This is a genomic window from Teretinema zuelzerae (assembly GCF_021021555.1).
GTDB lineage: Bacteria > Spirochaetota > Spirochaetia > Treponematales > Treponemataceae > Teretinema > Teretinema zuelzerae.
The window spans coordinates 48,876-62,854 of sequence record NZ_JAINWA010000003.1 but is presented as its reverse complement, the minus strand read 5'-3'; the positions used below and the strand labels follow the sequence as shown (position 1 = coordinate 62,854).

General features: G+C 48.3%; 18 protein-coding genes and 1 tRNA gene. 12 read left to right on the top strand and 7 right to left on the bottom strand.

The annotated features are described in order from the left end of the window. Nucleotides 1-17: 17 nt before the first annotated feature. A complete protein-coding gene (locus tag K7J14_RS07615; protein WP_230754978.1) occupies nt 18-359 on the bottom strand; it encodes a hypothetical protein in 342 nt (113 codons plus the stop codon). 68 nt (nt 360-427) lie between these two features. On the opposite strand from K7J14_RS07615, the gene K7J14_RS07610 reads away from it, so the two are divergent. Then, on the top strand, nt 428-1,249 hold the full coding sequence (locus tag K7J14_RS07610; protein WP_230754976.1) for a hypothetical protein: 822 nt from the start codon (nt 428-430) through the stop codon (nt 1,247-1,249). Here the strand turns inward: K7J14_RS07610 and K7J14_RS07605 are convergent. Beyond that, entirely contained in the window at nt 1,215-1,916 is a 702-nt protein-coding gene (locus K7J14_RS07605; protein WP_230754974.1) for a thiamine diphosphokinase, read from the bottom strand. The two genes, K7J14_RS07610 and K7J14_RS07605, sit on opposite strands and share 35 nt — an antisense overlap. Before the next feature lie 49 nt (nt 1,917-1,965). Here K7J14_RS07605 and K7J14_RS07600 point away from each other — a divergent pair, with 49 nt between their 5' ends. Continuing rightward, the gene (locus tag K7J14_RS07600; protein ID WP_230754972.1) at nt 1,966-3,342 is read left to right on the top strand and encodes a CCA tRNA nucleotidyltransferase; all 1,377 of its coding nucleotides are present in this window, start codon (nt 1,966-1,968) and stop codon (nt 3,340-3,342) included. Between the two features lie 26 nt (nt 3,343-3,368). Here K7J14_RS07600 and rnc read toward each other — a convergent pair whose 3' ends face one another. The 4 genes from rnc to coaD all read right to left on the bottom strand — a co-directional run bounded on the left by rnc (nt 3,369) and on the right by coaD (nt 5,174). Further along, nucleotides 3,369-4,094: a ribonuclease III gene (rnc, locus tag K7J14_RS07595; protein ID WP_230754970.1), complete on the bottom strand. Its 726-nt coding sequence runs from the start codon at nt 4,092-4,094 to the stop codon at nt 3,369-3,371. A gap of 27 nt (nt 4,095-4,121) precedes the next feature. Then, entirely contained in the window at nt 4,122-4,358 is a 237-nt protein-coding gene (gene acpP, locus K7J14_RS07590) for an acyl carrier protein (protein ID WP_230754968.1), read from the bottom strand. A 19-nt stretch (nt 4,359-4,377) separates the two neighbouring features. Continuing rightward, nucleotides 4,378-4,566, bottom strand: coding sequence for a 50S ribosomal protein L32 (gene rpmF, locus K7J14_RS07585; protein ID WP_230754966.1), 189 nt, complete (start codon nt 4,564-4,566; stop codon nt 4,378-4,380). Between the two features lie 98 nt (nt 4,567-4,664). Next, nucleotides 4,665-5,174, bottom strand: coding sequence for a pantetheine-phosphate adenylyltransferase (gene coaD / locus K7J14_RS07580; protein WP_230754964.1), 510 nt, complete (start codon nt 5,172-5,174; stop codon nt 4,665-4,667). A gap of 98 nt (nt 5,175-5,272) precedes the next feature. Here coaD and K7J14_RS07575 point away from each other — a divergent pair, with 98 nt between their 5' ends. Continuing rightward, nucleotides 5,273-5,860 (top strand): hypothetical protein, encoded by a 588-nt coding sequence (locus tag K7J14_RS07575; protein ID WP_230754962.1) that lies wholly within the window; start codon nt 5,273-5,275, stop codon nt 5,858-5,860. A gap of 103 nt (nt 5,861-5,963) precedes the next feature. After that, nucleotides 5,964-6,707, top strand: a complete 744-nt coding sequence (locus K7J14_RS07570) for a HEAT repeat domain-containing protein (protein WP_230754959.1) — start codon at nt 5,964-5,966, stop codon at nt 6,705-6,707. Nucleotides 6,708-6,768: 61 nt separating this feature from the next. Here the strand turns inward: K7J14_RS07570 and K7J14_RS07565 are convergent. Next, nucleotides 6,769-6,842: transfer RNA gene (locus tag K7J14_RS07565), tRNA-Arg, on the bottom strand. Between the two features lie 80 nt (nt 6,843-6,922). Between K7J14_RS07565 and K7J14_RS07560 the strand changes: the two genes are divergently transcribed. From K7J14_RS07560 to rseP, 8 genes are all read left to right on the top strand, one after another. Then, on the top strand, nt 6,923-7,510 hold the full coding sequence (locus tag K7J14_RS07560) for a Maf family protein (protein WP_230754957.1): 588 nt from the start codon (nt 6,923-6,925) through the stop codon (nt 7,508-7,510). A gap of 103 nt (nt 7,511-7,613) precedes the next feature. Then, on the top strand, nt 7,614-8,483 hold the full coding sequence (rpsB, locus tag K7J14_RS07555; protein WP_230754953.1) for a 30S ribosomal protein S2: 870 nt from the start codon (nt 7,614-7,616) through the stop codon (nt 8,481-8,483). Nucleotides 8,484-8,497: 14 nt separating this feature from the next. Next, nucleotides 8,498-9,337, top strand: coding sequence for a translation elongation factor Ts (gene tsf / locus K7J14_RS07550; RefSeq protein ID WP_230754951.1), 840 nt, complete (start codon nt 8,498-8,500; stop codon nt 9,335-9,337). An 81-nt stretch (nt 9,338-9,418) separates the two neighbouring features. Continuing rightward, on the top strand, nt 9,419-9,973 hold the full coding sequence (frr, locus tag K7J14_RS07545) for a ribosome recycling factor (protein WP_230754949.1): 555 nt from the start codon (nt 9,419-9,421) through the stop codon (nt 9,971-9,973). Further along, on the top strand, nt 9,973-10,683 hold the full coding sequence (gene uppS / locus K7J14_RS07540) for a polyprenyl diphosphate synthase (RefSeq protein WP_230754947.1): 711 nt from the start codon (nt 9,973-9,975) through the stop codon (nt 10,681-10,683). Before frr ends, uppS begins: the two co-directional genes overlap by 1 nt. Continuing rightward, on the top strand, nt 10,680-11,534 hold the full coding sequence (locus tag K7J14_RS07535) for a phosphatidate cytidylyltransferase (RefSeq protein ID WP_230754945.1): 855 nt from the start codon (nt 10,680-10,682) through the stop codon (nt 11,532-11,534). The genes uppS and K7J14_RS07535 overlap by 4 nt, the downstream gene beginning before the upstream one ends. After that, nucleotides 11,531-12,643 carry a 1-deoxy-D-xylulose-5-phosphate reductoisomerase gene (gene dxr / locus K7J14_RS07530; protein WP_230754943.1) on the top strand — a complete coding sequence of 371 codons (1,113 nt, stop codon included), beginning with the start codon at nt 11,531-11,533 and terminating at the stop codon, nt 12,641-12,643. The genes K7J14_RS07535 and dxr overlap by 4 nt, the downstream gene beginning before the upstream one ends. Next, nucleotides 12,637-13,965, top strand: coding sequence for an RIP metalloprotease RseP (rseP, locus tag K7J14_RS07525; RefSeq protein ID WP_230754941.1), 1,329 nt, complete (start codon nt 12,637-12,639; stop codon nt 13,963-13,965). The genes dxr and rseP overlap by 7 nt, the downstream gene beginning before the upstream one ends. The last annotated feature ends 14 nt before the right edge of the window (nt 13,966-13,979 follow it).

Below are 13,979 nucleotides of genomic sequence, written 5' to 3'. Positions count from 1 at the left end.
AATTGCCGAACAGATCATTACATCCCGGAAGACAAAAAGAGGATTACGCGGGAGATAAAGGTGCCTGCCGCGCCGATGAGAAAATAAAACAGCGTCGGGACCGCTAATTGCAGATAAAACCTCATTTTTTGAAAAACCGAAAGATACACCTCTAGAATCAACGTTATCGTTGACAAAAAAAGCAACGAAACAGAGATGTGAGAAAGCACGAAAAGAATCATTTTCTGCGTAGAATCGAGAAAAGACTGTGTATTTCCATAGTAAAAAAATAGAAAAAGGGCGATCGCGAACACAGCAAGAAAGAGTATGGATCGGTATAAAAAGCGGACAGTCTGCTGTTTTCGGCTTTTCCTGTGCATAAAAGTACGGTATACTCCTTTGGAAGACACTATACCAATAAAAACATGATATTCAACAGAGGATCGTTATGAAAAAGATTCTACTCCTGGTTCTAATAGTATTCTCTGCAGGCGTTTTTTTCGCGGGCTGGGTTCAATTCATCGTTCCGCCCGGACACGTCGGGATTATGGCGTCGAAAACATCAGGATATGACGCCGATCCAATAGTACCAGGCGATTTCGACTGGAGATGGGAACGCCTCATTCCTACGAATGCAACCATCCTTGTTTTCGAACAACAGCCAGTGCACTGCAATACAACCATACAAGGCGTTCTGCCTTCCGGCGATTTGTATTCCCGTTTTTTTGAAGGATCGCCTGATTTCAGCTGGAGCATGTCCGTAAAAATCACCGGAAAATTCAAACCGGCCCGATTGGTTGAACTAGTCGATGCGGAAGGCATCGCCGACCAACAGGCGCTTAATGAACAGATTCTGGACAGCATGGAAAAAATCGCTGAAACGGAAGCGTACAACGCAGTAATCGAAGCTCTTTCTAATCCCGCTGATTTCGATCAATGGAGACAGGATCCTCAACAAATAGTGCAAAAAATCGAAAGCAATATTGCGGATAGAGAAACGGGAGACGTACTCATAACAAATATAACCGTGACTGATATGAAAATACCGGATTTTTCGCTCTATTTGACGGCTGCCGAAACCTATCAAGAGTATCAACGTCATAAAAGCCTGATGATGGCGAAACTCGCCGCCGAGGAAGCGTCGTCCGGCGTTGCCGAATACCTGCAAATAGAGAGACTTTCTCAATGGGGCGTGCTGTTGACGAAATATCCGATTCTTATCGATTTTATGCAGCTCAAGGATCGCGAAGGTGCGCCCCTGTATGAGTGATGCAGGTTTGGACGGAGCATTTGCCGAGCGTCAACTCGGCGCGGAGCGGGAGAACGCATAAAAAGCGGCCCGCTTCGCTGGCTACGCGTATTTCGCCGGACACGCTCCGATTGCTCAGGCTATACAAGCCTTGATCCCAGGAAAGTCCGTCGATTCCCCAGAATAAGCCGTCCCCCCGGACTCGATGCGGCGATTTTCCGACCGGAAATAAGGACACCGCGTCCTCCGGCGCCAGTCCTTCGACTCTGAGCGAGGCTCCGTCGTTAATGAAAGCCGTGATATTTTCATCCGTAATCCATAACGAAGGGCAATAATCATGAACGAACAGAGACTGCAAAGCCATGAAATGATCGATTCGCCCCCCGCCCCCGCCGATTAGCACGATATCGTCGACGCCTCGTTCCCTGCAAGCGAGGAACGCAAGGTCGGTATCCGAATAATCTTTATCACGCGGATACAGACATATTCGATCCCGGGGCAGAGCCAACAACAAATCAGGATTCCGCAAGCTGTCCATGTCCCCGACCACCAAGTCCGGAGTAATTCCTGCGTCCAATGCGTATTCAAGGCCGGAATCTGCCGCCACAACGAAATCCCAAAACCCGATTACCGGCCTCGCTTTCTCAAAAAAAGGCTGTCCGCCCCCGGTAAAAATCAATGCGCGCACTACGCCACCTCGCTTGTCTTGAATACGGGTTTCACATATACTTCCGGCGATGCATAAAATTCAAGTACCGGAAATCTTGAAAAAAATATCGGTCGCTTTTAAATCGGCCGGATTTTCCGTATATCTTGTCGGCGGCGCGGTACGGGATCACTTTCTCGGAAAAGAACATGACGACCTGGATATCGCAACCGACGCAACGCCTGATCAGGTCGCGCGGCTATTCAAACGCATAATACCCACCGGAATCGAACACGGAACCGTCACCATAATCGTTGGCGACCGACATATCGAGTGTACCACATTCAGGACCGAAGAGGGATATACGGACGGCAGAAGGCCGGACAAGATCGAATTCGCGCCGACAATCGAAGAAGACTTGTCAAGACGGGATTTTACCATGAACGCGATAGCCGCAGCCCTGCCAGAAGGCATCATTACCGATCCCTTTAACGGAATACAGGATATTCGGCACGGCATCATTCGAACCGTCGGCGACGCGAAAGAACGATTTTCCGAAGACGGTTTAAGACCTATGAGAGCAGTCCGTTTCGCAGCGCAGCTGGGATTCTCGATAGAACGGAAGACGCTCGACGCAATCGGCCCCGCCCTTCAGGTGACAGCCCAGGTAGCAATAGAAAGAATTCGGGACGAGTTTATTAAAATCGCTCTCGCTCCGAAACCGTCGATCGGTCTCAGATGCATGGAAGAAACAGGTCTATTGCGCCTGATATTTCCCGAACTGCAAAACTGCAGAGGAATCGAGCAAAAAGGGCTGCATGAATTCGACGTTCTCGATCATATATATTTCGCTTGCGATTCTGCACCGCCTGCGATCGAGCTTCGCCTTGCCGCTCTGTTCCACGATATAGGAAAGCCCGCCGTCAGAGCGATCGGACCCGGAGGAGAATGGACATTCCATAATCATGAAACAGAGTCGGCTCGAATCGCGGAAAACATACTGAAGCGATTGAAATTTCCCGTCAAATTGACGCAACAGACGACGCACCTGATCAGGCAGCATATGTTCAATTATCAAAGCGAATGGACCGACGCTGCGGTCAGACGATTTATTGTTCGAGTCGGAGAAGAATCGATTCAAGACTTGTTCAGTCTGCGGAGAGCCGATACCGCCGCCATTACCGGAACTCCTGCGCACGCGTTAAAACATACGATGCTTGATGAATTCGACGACCGCATACAAAAGATCCAGAAAGAGAAACACGCGTTTGCATTGAAGGATCTCTCTGTGAACGGAGGCGATCTCGTCTCGCTCGGAATCGGCCCCGGGCCGGTTACGGGTAAAATTCTGAATGAATTGCTGGAAACAGTGCTGGACGATCCCGAATTGAACGAAAAACAACGTCTGTTGGAAATAGCCCGGTTAATATATCAAAAGAAATTCAATCAAGAAATGCCTGTCGGCTGATAGATTTTGTTGCAGGCTCTAAAGCGTCAACAGAGCCCAAGTTCGTCCCAGGCGCGTTTTGCGGCCGCCTGCTCGGCTTCTTTTTTGTTCTTTCCGCTTTCAGGACCGTACACCGAGCCGCGCAAGTCGACCGTAACCCAGAAAGTCCTGTCGTGGTCCGGGCCTGTTTTCTTCACCAACGCATATCTGGGTATGGTTTTGTATTGTTTTTGAAGATATTCCTGAAGAAGGGTTTTGTAATCCTTATGATGTCTATTCTGCAGCACGAGCTGAATCTGGGGATCCATGATTTTCAGAATAAACTCTTCGGCGGCCTTTATCCCTGAATCAAGATACAATGCTCCGATGATGGCTTCCACCGCATCGGCCAGAATCGCTTTCTTTGCGCGTCCGCCCGACATCTCTTCTCCCTTGCCGAGTACCAGATACTCGTTTATGCGAAGAGAAAGAGCAATTCCCGACAACGTGTCTTCGGATACGACGACTGATTTCGCCTTCGCAAGATCCCCTTCCTGCCGGTCCGCCATGCACTCATACAAGCGCGCGGCGACGACCATGCCGAGGACGGCGTCTCCGAGAAATTCAAGGCGTTCATTATTTTCGCGAATGCCGGTGGTTTCATTAGTTGAAGATCTATGATGGAAGGCCAAATCAAGCAGGCCGGCATCCTTGAAGCGGAAACCGGCCTGTTTCTGGAAAGCCAGAAGATTTTGTTTCCGGTCGCCAGTCAGGCTGTCTCGGAATGGAAACAAAAAGAACCTCCTGGAATGCTCACAGTGTTACTTAGACTGGGATTTGATGAAATCGTATGCGTCGCGAACTGTTTCGAATTCGTTCGCTTTTTCATCGGGAATGCTGATTCCCATTTCTTCTTCGATCGCGTAGACAAGCTCGTAGGTGTCGAGGCTGTCGGCGCCGAGATCCTGGCGGAATGAAGCATCGATAGTGATCTTTGATTCATCGATCTCGAGCTTGTCGGCAATCAGTTTCTGTATCTTAACGAATAATTCGTCCATTTTTCAGCTCTCCTTCAAATCAACCGTTGTTTTCGGGCATGATAAACTGTCTACCGCGATAGAATCCGCATTTCGGACACACACGGTGAGTAAGAATCAAGTTGCCGCAATTTCCGCATTCTACAAGGGTCGGCGCGCTCAAGCGCATATTGATTCCTTGTCTTCTGCGGGTACGGGCTTTTGAAGTTTTCGCTCTGGGAACTGCCATATATTTAACCTCGCTCCATAATAATTTCCGTCCAACAAGCCAGAAATAAAGATAATAAGGATATTAAACAGTTAATTCAAACAATGTCAAGTCAACATTTACATTTTTTCGATTTTTGTCGAAAGAAACGGAATCTTGAACTTTTTTTCCAATTGTTCCTTCACAAGATCGGGAACCATTGTCGAAACATCTCCCCCGAAAGAAGCTAATTCCTTAATGGCGCTTGATCGCAATACGAAGTACTTCGGATCCGTAGCAAGAAAAACTGTTTCAATGTCGGGGGATAAACCTTGGTTCATCATCGCCAGATCGAATTCATACGAAAAGTCGGCAAGATTTCTGACTCCCCGAATCAATACCCGCGCGTCTATCGCCTCGGCGTAATTCACGATCAGCCGGTTCCATGAGCGCACATGCACGTTATCCCAGGGTTTCACAAGTTCTTTCATTAAAGAAACCCGTTCATCCTCAGTGAATAAATACTTTTTATCGCTATTAACCGCCACGACTACATGAATTTCGCTAAAAATCTTTCTTGCTCGCTCGATTACATTAAGATGCCCCCATGTAGGAGGATCGAACGAACCTGGAAACACTGCTTTAACCATGTAAAACACTCTAGTACTCTGCTTTGACCTGCGTCAACTCCCATTAAAACTAAAAAAAGGTATTTGACGTCTGCAATCCTTCGGGATAGTATTGAAGCATGAAAAGACTGTGTTATTTTTTATTGATTGCTACGTTATCGATCACCTCATCATGCGCGACAAAGGATAATTCAGTTGTTGTTCCTGATCATACTGCGCCTGATCCTGTATCGATCGATAGCGGTTCCGAATCAGTGCCTCAACCAATTCTTCCCCAAGCGGAAACATCGAATGAAGAAGTCGTATTCGAATTCGACACTGTAAAAATTACAAAAGAAGAGTATATAAACGCTAAAAGCGAAATCGAACTCGTTGTGGAAAAACTGAATAAAATAACGCTTTCCCGGGACTATCAGGGGTGGCTGGGATATCTGTCTACTGAATACAGAACGTATTTTTCATCGCCTGCCGTATTGAAGGAAGTTTCCGAAAGCTTGCCGACCAAAGGGGTAAAGCTCAAGAATCTTAAAGACTACTTTACCTATGTTTTCGTACCTTCCAGGCAAAACATGCGGGTAGACGACATACAGTATGTATCCCCTACCCGCGTATACGTCATTATGGAGATTTCTCCTAAATCGCCTGCAGCCATATATATCCTTGAAAAAACAGGCCAAAACTGGCAACTGGTGTTGAAAAACCAGTAACTGAGCTGTTTGAAAACGGCTTGACTTTGTATAGCAAATACCGAAATACTGGTATATAATTTTAGAAAATTGATATTTTTACCGACCACGGGAGGTCACTATTATGCGCATGAAACCGTTATTAGCCCTGGGAACAATCTGCCTGATCGCAGCCGCGGGCGTTAATGCACAACAGCAGACTGATTCCATCATGACGGTTGAAGAGGCATACCTCAATTCCGTAGAGGGAGTCATCATTAAAGAACTCGCTACCGCAGAAGGAAGAGACAACAAACAGGTTGCCCTTCAGTATATAGAAAGCGCCATCGAGGCCGGAAGAACCACCGAGGATATTCAGGCGGCTCTCAATTCTCTCGCAGCAGAAGGAATCAACACCATCGTTCGGGAAAACGGCAGAACGATGAACAGCTATCCCGATATCAGGGCCAAGGCATGCGAACTCCTGGGAAAGATGGGCACCACTCAGGCAAAAGACACTCTGGTGGCCGTCATGTACGCCGACAACGAGCCGATGGTTATCACCTCCGCAGTGAAATCCCTGGGCGAATTGGGATTCAACGATAACGACGAAGTCGTGGATATGATCGTCTGGATCACCCGCAAGTTCGATATTATTCTCCCTACCAGCTCGCTCGCCCTTGAAGTTTTGAACACGTACGAAAAGCTTGCTCCGAACGTATCGAACAAAGCCCCGATGGTTGAATCTATTGTACGGATTGCGAATAACTATAATTATGTGACGCCCGTTCGAAACAGAGCATACGAAGTATTAAAGAGCGTAAGCGGAAGCGGAAACAACAAAAACGGAAACAAGTCTTCCAGCCAGAAAGATACAGCGGGAAAGTGACAGGCTGAGATATAAATAAAAAAGACCCGGCCGTGGCCGGGTCTTTTTTTACCTGATATGTTGGAAGATGCGGGATTCGAACCCACCGCCTTTGCCTCCGGAGGGCAACGCTCTATCCAAATGAGCTAATCTTCCGAAACAGCGCTTAAAATCGCACGCGCTTTTTATTAATGCAAGAAAATCAATTTTTTGTCAACTCAATCAAGGAAGTATTTATGGAACCCATAGTTCTCGCTTCTACATCGCCCAGACGCCAGGAAATACTGAAGAATCTTGCAATTCCCTTCACGGTAATGAGTCCGTCCTACGAAGAACCTTTTTTCCCGGAACTGTCGCCCATTGAAACGGCTGAACTTCATTCAATGAAAAAGGTTGAATCGGTCATTCGCATGGACCTAAAAATCAGCGCTCCCTGGGTTTTAGGCGCCGATACCCTCATTTGTCTTGAAAACAGAATTTTCGGAAAACCTGCCGATAGAGACGAAGCGGCGAATATGCTCGCGAGCTTTTCCGGAAAAACGCATGAAGTCATCACAGGATTGAGCTTGTACGACGCGACTACCCAGTATATTTCGACGACTCATTCTGTAAGCAAAGTGACATTTATGGAGATGGACGCGAGTACGATCGAAAAATACCTCGATACCGGAGAATGGCAGGGAGTAGCGGGAGCCTACCGCATCCAGGGCCTCGCATCCTGTCTCATTACGCGTATCGAGGGTTCATGGAGCGGCATCGTAGGCTTGCCAATCCATGAGTTATATGCAATACTGCGCGAGCATGGGTATTCATTTACTATTTAATAGAAAATCGCCCAGCATATCTTCCGGATTATTTATATAATCCGAGAACAAGAGAAGGATTGTCGAAAGCCTGATGGCGGACGACAAACAAAGGAGAAATCTCATGGCAGTTGTAACCATGAAGAGTTTGCTTGAATCCGGTGTGCATTTCGGCCACCAGGTAAAGCGCTGGGATCCCCGTATGAAGAAGTATATCTTCGCAGAACGCAACGGGATTCATATCATCGACCTGCAGAAAACCATTCTTTCCATCAAGGAAGCCTACGAAGCTGTTCGCAAAACAACAGCCGCGGGAAAAACCGTCCTCTTCGTCGGAACGAAGAAACAAGCGCAGCAGACCATCGCTAAAGAAGCTGAACGCTGCGGAATGTTCTTCGTCAATAACCGCTGGCTCGGCGGTATGCTCACGAACTTCACAACCATCAAAAAAAGCCTTCTTCGCCTGAAGAAGATTGAAAAGATGGAAATCGACGGAACATTCGAAAGCCTCACAAAAAAAGAAATCGCCGCTCTCCAGAAGGAAAAGGCGAAGCTTGAGAAGAACCTCGGCGGAATCAAGGAAATGAAAGAGCTTCCCGGAATCATCTTCGTGATCGATACCCGCAAGGAAACGATCGCCGTCGCCGAAGCTCGCAGAATGGGCATCCCGATCGTCGCTGTCGTCGATACCAACTGCAATCCCGAGGGAATCGATTACCCGATCCCCGGCAACGACGATGCTATCCGCGCCATTTCTTTGTTTACCCAGATCATTGCGAATGCTGTTATCGAAGCCGACAACGAGAACGGACTTAAAATCATCGAAAACCTTCAGGACGACGATGAGGAATTCTCCGAATCAGGCAGCGCATCCGTCGAAAAAGACGAAGAAATCGAAGACTACAGCAACTACACTCCTACCGATAAAGTTGCCGCTGATTCTGGCGAAGAAACTCCGGAACTCGTTGACGAAGACAAACTTTACGACAAATAAGGAGACTGCCCGTTATGGAAATTAAAGCATCCGACGTTAAAGCGCTTCGCGATAAAACCAGCGCAGGCATGATGGAGTGCAAGAACGCGCTTGCGGCCTGCAACGGCGACGCCGCAGCAGCCGAGAAGCTTCTCAAGGAGAAGGGTCTTGCGGCTGTAGAAAAAAGAGCAGGCAGAGCTACCTCAGAAGGTCTTATCCTCATCAAGACCGACGGAAAGAAGGCCGTTATGGCCGAGCTTACCTGCGAGACGGACTTCGTCGCAAAAAATGAAGATTTCGTAGCGCTCGGCGACAATGTAATCACTACCGCGTTCGCGAAGAATGCCACGGAAGTAACTCCCGATCTGTCCGCTATGGTTCTTGACATGGCGACCAAGGTTCGAGAGAACATGGCTCTCAACCGCCTGGTTTCATTGTCGGCTGGAGCCGATGAATACATCGCCAAGTATATCCACTCAGACAAAAAGACCGGCGTTCTGATCATGATGAAATCCGATAAAGCGGGCGTGTTCGAAAACGCTTCCGTTCAGGAATTCGCGTACGACTGCTGTCTTCATGTCGCCGCTTTCACCCCGATGTATACGACCTCTGCTGAAGTCGATCCCAAATACATCGAGGAACAGACCGAGATTTTCAAAGCTCAGGCTAAAGAATCCGGCAAGCCTGAAAACGTCCAGGCAGGAATCGTGCAAGGAAAGCTGAAAAAGCATCTTGCTGAAATCTGCTTCCTGGATCAGCCGTTCGTTAAGGACGACAAGCTGTCTGTATCAAAGAAAATGGATGAGGTCGGCGCTTCAGTAGGAGCAAAAATCACCCTCTCGAAGATGGTGCTTTTCCAGCTCGGAGTCAACTGATCAGACTTAATTCAAGTAAGGAAAACCGGCTTTCTGATGGAGGCCGGTTTTCTCTTTTACAATAAACTTAAGGAGAATCAGATGTCCGAACATACCGCGCCTCATGTGGAACGGATGAAAAAATCCATTTCCGCGTTGAAAGATGAACTGAATACTATCCGCACAGGACGCGCCTCGGCCAGCCTTTTTGATAAGGTTCGCGTCGATTACTACGGCGACAAAGCCCCTCTTTCCCAGGTTGCGACGATTTCAATTCCCGAAGCGCGCCTGGTTGTAATTCAGCCCTGGGATAAAAACCTAATCGGCGAAATAGAAAAAGCCATACAAAAATCGGAACTTGGACTTAATCCCTCGAACGACGGCAAGGTTATCCGCATAGCGATACCCCCGCTCACGGAAGAACGACGCAAGGATCTTGCGAAACAGGCAAAAGCCACCGCAGAACAAAGCCGGGTCGCGATCAGGAACATCCGAAGAGACGGAAACGACGAGCTAAAGAAACTCCAAAAAGAAGGACTCTTAACCGAAGACGGTTTAAAAACCACTGAAGAGGAACTTCAAAAAACAACAGATAAATTCATCCAGGATATCAATAAGATTCTGGAAGATAAAGAAAAAGAAATAATGGAAGGCTGATGACACAGCACTCTTCGCGCAATTGCGCCAACTTGCCGGCGCACGTCGGCATCATTATGGACGGAAACGGCAGGTGGGCGCAACGTCAGGGATTAGCCAGAACGCAGGGGCATAAACGGGGCCTTGAGGTAGCGAAGGCGATCGTCAAGAAAGCCGCTAATCTCGGGATACCGTACATCACTCTCTACGCTTTTTCTACGGAAAACTGGAAACGGGCAGCCGAAGAGGTAGGGTTTCTTATGTCTCTCATTTCAGTGCATCTTAAGGCTGAGCTGAATTTTTATCGACAAAACGGCATTCGCGTACGGCACCTTGGGGATATTTCCGGTCTGCCCGCCGATATCGCTTCTGAAATTAATGCTGTAGTTCAGGAGACCTCTTCTTATACAGGTACAACCGTCAGTCTCGCTATAAATTACGGCGGACGTGACGAAATACTCCGGGCGGTAAAAAAAATACCAATTGAAAAAATACCAATGCTCGACGAAGCGGCATTCAGCGAATATTTCGATGCGCCGGAGCTTCCGCCCATGGATCTTCTCATCCGAACAGGCGGCGAACAACGAATCAGCAATTTCCTTTTATGGCAATCTGCGTATGCAGAATTATATTTTTCTGAAGATCTTTGGCCTGATTGGACTGAAACCCACCTTGAACAGGCCGTGGATTTTTACACAACTCGAGACAGAAGATTCGGAACAGTAAAATGAAAAAACTCATAGAACGCTTGCTTCTTTTTTTCCTCGGGCTCCCTCTTTTGGTCGCGTCAGTAGTATTCCTGCCGCATTATGGTTACCTAGCGTTTCATCTGGAAATCCTCTTTTTCAGCGTTCTCGCCGTACTGGAAATGCATAATCTATTGGCTAAAAAACTGAAGGTGCTCCCTCTCGGCCTGTTGTTGCCGATTTCTTTGATAATACCGCTGGCATCTTTCGCATATTCGGTGCTCGGATATCCGTTCCGGATCATCACCTACTCCATCGCAATCGGCGTATTCATTTTGTTCGCCATAGAGTTCGTCATCAGTTTCAGGGGAATAGACGAAAAGGCCCTCGAGCGGATCGGATCGTCCTTCTTCACCATGATTTATCCCGGATACCTGGTAATGTACCTTTCAATCATCACCGTTTGGGAGGATGCCGGAGCCTTGCTCGCGGTATTTTTCATGATGGTGTTCGGATGCGACTCCTTGGCATGGTTTTTCGGCATGCTCTTCGGCAAGGGAAACAGAGGAATGATTCCTGCCAGCCCAAATAAAAGCCTTGCGGGTTTTTTCGGAGGCGTCGCAGGCTCGATATTTGCCGCCTTCCTTGGAAGATTCTTTTTTCCGGCGGTTTTCGACATTCATCCTGCGGGGTTGATCGCTTTGGGAGTATTGACTTCTTCTGCTGCTATTATCGGAGACATACTGGAATCGATCTTTAAACGGGCAGCGGGAATCAAAGACTCGGGGAACGTAATACCCGGCCGCGGAGGAGTTCTGGACAGCATAGATTCGGTTCTGCTGGCCGCTCCCGTCTTTTATATTCTTTGCGACTACCTCCTTGGTTTCGGCATATGAAAAAAAAGGTTTTCATTCTCGGAGCTACCGGCTCAATCGGAACAAGCACGGTCGACATCGTGTTGCATACGCCGGAAAAGTACGAGGTGGTCGGGATTCAAGCCCATTCGGACGGAGCATCCTTGAAGAAATTGGCGGCTTTTTTTCCGAATGCCCGTGCGTACCTCACCTCGGAATCCGGGATGGAATCCCTTCTAAGGGGACTAACCGAGTCTGATGCGGATATCGTAGTAAACGGAATCGCTGGAGCCAGCGGGCTGATGCCTTCGGTAGCGGCATTGGAATCTGGAAAGGATTTGGCGCTTGCCAATAAAGAAACTATCGTCATGGCCGGACCGTTAATCCAGGCTGCGGCTCTAAAAAACGGAGCTAAGCTGCTTCCTGTCGATTCGGAACATTCGGCAGTTTTCGCGTTGATTCAATCGTTCGGTCCGGATGCGGTTTCGGAATTGATTCTCACCGCTTCAGGAGGACCTTTTCGCGCCTGGACCTCTGAGCAAATCGCTCAAGCTACTCTGGAAGACGCGCTTCGCCATCCGACATGGAGCATGGGGGCGAAAATAACGATCGATTCGGCGTCTCTGGCGAACAAGGGATTAGAGGTCATTGAAGCATGCAGGCTTTTTAACATGCCTGCCGAAAAAGTTAAAGTAGTTGTACATCCGCAAAGCCTCGTCCACTCGCTGATCAGAACTAAGGACGGAACATTGTACGCCCAGATTTCAAAACCGGATATGCGGCATCCGATCGCCTCGGCTCTTGATTGGCCCGAACTTCCTGAATCCAGCTTGGAAATTCTCGATTTCTCGAAGAAATTCGCGATGGACTTCGAACCCCCGCGGCGCGAAGATTTTCCATTATTGGGATTGGCGTATCGTGCAGCGGGGCTTGGGGCATCCTATCCTATCGCTTTCAACGCGGCGAACGAAATCGCTGTCGACGCTTTTCTTCATAAAAAAATACGCTTCTCGGACCTTGCGCGAGTTACCGCCGGAACGCTGGAGCATGATTGGGCGCAGGAACCCGCAAGTTTCGAGGAAGTCCTTGACGCGGATGAGAAAGCACGAATGCGCGCGATTAATATAATGGAGACTCTTCTTAAATGCTGAAAATAGTCATAGGTCTCGTCGCGCTCGGAATCGTCGTCCTCATACATGAATTAGGCCACTTTATCAGCGCGCGATTGAGCGGCGTAACGGTGGAAACATTTTCCATCGGCTGGGGTCCGGTTATATTTCGAAAGAAAATCGGAGACACGGAGTATCGGTTATCGGCCCTTCCCCTTGGCGGATATTGCGGTATGAAGGGCGAAAAAGCCGTCAGCGAATCACTTGAAAAAGGATTAATCGATATTCCCAAAGAACCGGGAAGTTTCTACGCGGCGCATCCGCTTAAAAGAGTATTTATAGCGTTCTCCGGCCCCGCGGCCAATCTGCTGCTCGCCTTCATAGCGCTATCGTTCATAAGCGCCGCGGGAAGCCTCTATCACACGTACTCGAATAAAATCATCCCGGTTTCGTTCGGCGATGTCGATTCTCCGTCTCCCGCTCAAGAAGCCGGGCTGATTCGCGGCGACGAGATCGTGTCACTTGACGGGAACGACATGCATACATTCACCGATCTTCAGCAATATATTTCTTTGAACCCTGAAAAAAAAATCGAGGCGGTTTATAAACGCGGCGAAAGCCTATTAACGACCTTCGTTACCCCGGCTCTTGATAAAAAAACCGGAGCAGGCAGAATCGGCGTGCAGCCGTGGATTCCTTTATCGATCGGCTCTGTCGAATCCGGTTCCGCCGCGGAATCTGCCGGGTTGCGCGCGGGAGATATTGTTACAGCAGTTGACGGCAGGTCTGTTGAAGATTATTTCGGATTCGAAGAGATGTTCAAAGAAAAGCCGGAAGAAGCGACGCTCACCATACAACGCGATTCCCTGATTCTCGAAAAAACAATCGTTGTACTGTACCTGCAAGATTCGATACCGAAAACAGGCATCCAATGGAATACCGTCATCGTCACGGTGCCCGGCACCGGTTTTCTCGACAGCATCTCATCAGGAGCGGAACAAACAGTCCGATTAATCGCGCTCACCGTAAAAAGCATAGGATTGCTTTTCCGCGGAGTGGATGTATCCGAAGCAGTTTCCGGGCCGGTGCGCATAACGCTGATGATCGGCGAAATCGCTCAGTCGAGCATTTCCGGCTTTGCCGAGTTGATGAGCATTATTTGCGTGTCTCTTTTTTTAATGAATCTGTTGCCGGTTCCAATACTCGACGGCGGCATTATTTTATTTTCCGTGCTGGAACTCTTCAGAGGCCGCCCAATACGGCCTAAAACAATGTATTACGTGCAATTTATCGGCATCGCTTTTATTTTATTTCTCTTTACGCTTGCGATGTTCGGAGACATACAGTTTTTGCTTCGGCAATGACGATTCAAGTTATT

Excerpts from the sequence above, each read along its gene's own strand:
- rpsB (WP_230754953.1), top strand. The coding sequence starts at position 7,614 with ATGGCAGTTGTAACCATGAAGAGTTTGCTTGAATCCGGTGTGCATTTC.
- K7J14_RS07610 (WP_230754976.1), top strand. The coding sequence starts at position 428 with ATGAAAAAGATTCTACTCCTGGTTCTAATAGTATTCTCTGCAGGCGTT.
- K7J14_RS07570 (WP_230754959.1), top strand. The coding sequence starts at position 5,964 with ATGCGCATGAAACCGTTATTAGCCCTGGGAACAATCTGCCTGATCGCA.
- K7J14_RS07560 (WP_230754957.1), top strand. The coding sequence starts at position 6,923 with ATGGAACCCATAGTTCTCGCTTCTACATCGCCCAGACGCCAGGAAATA.
- K7J14_RS07615 (WP_230754978.1), bottom strand. The coding sequence starts at position 359 with ATGCACAGGAAAAGCCGAAAACAGCAGACTGTCCGCTTTTTATACCGA.
- K7J14_RS07535 (WP_230754945.1), top strand. The coding sequence starts at position 10,680 with ATGAAAAAACTCATAGAACGCTTGCTTCTTTTTTTCCTCGGGCTCCCT.
- rpmF (WP_230754966.1), bottom strand. The coding sequence starts at position 4,566 with ATGGCAGTTCCCAGAGCGAAAACTTCAAAAGCCCGTACCCGCAGAAGA.
- coaD (WP_230754964.1), bottom strand. The coding sequence starts at position 5,174 with ATGGTTAAAGCAGTGTTTCCAGGTTCGTTCGATCCTCCTACATGGGGG.
- rseP (WP_230754941.1), top strand. The coding sequence starts at position 12,637 with ATGCTGAAAATAGTCATAGGTCTCGTCGCGCTCGGAATCGTCGTCCTC.
- frr (WP_230754949.1), top strand. The coding sequence starts at position 9,419 with ATGTCCGAACATACCGCGCCTCATGTGGAACGGATGAAAAAATCCATT.
- tsf (WP_230754951.1), top strand. The coding sequence starts at position 8,498 with ATGGAAATTAAAGCATCCGACGTTAAAGCGCTTCGCGATAAAACCAGC.
- dxr (WP_230754943.1), top strand. The coding sequence starts at position 11,531 with ATGAAAAAAAAGGTTTTCATTCTCGGAGCTACCGGCTCAATCGGAACA.
- acpP (WP_230754968.1), bottom strand. The coding sequence starts at position 4,358 with ATGGACGAATTATTCGTTAAGATACAGAAACTGATTGCCGACAAGCTC.
- K7J14_RS07575 (WP_230754962.1), top strand. The coding sequence starts at position 5,273 with ATGAAAAGACTGTGTTATTTTTTATTGATTGCTACGTTATCGATCACC.
- uppS (WP_230754947.1), top strand. The coding sequence starts at position 9,973 with ATGACACAGCACTCTTCGCGCAATTGCGCCAACTTGCCGGCGCACGTC.
- K7J14_RS07600 (WP_230754972.1), top strand. The coding sequence starts at position 1,966 with ATGCATAAAATTCAAGTACCGGAAATCTTGAAAAAAATATCGGTCGCT.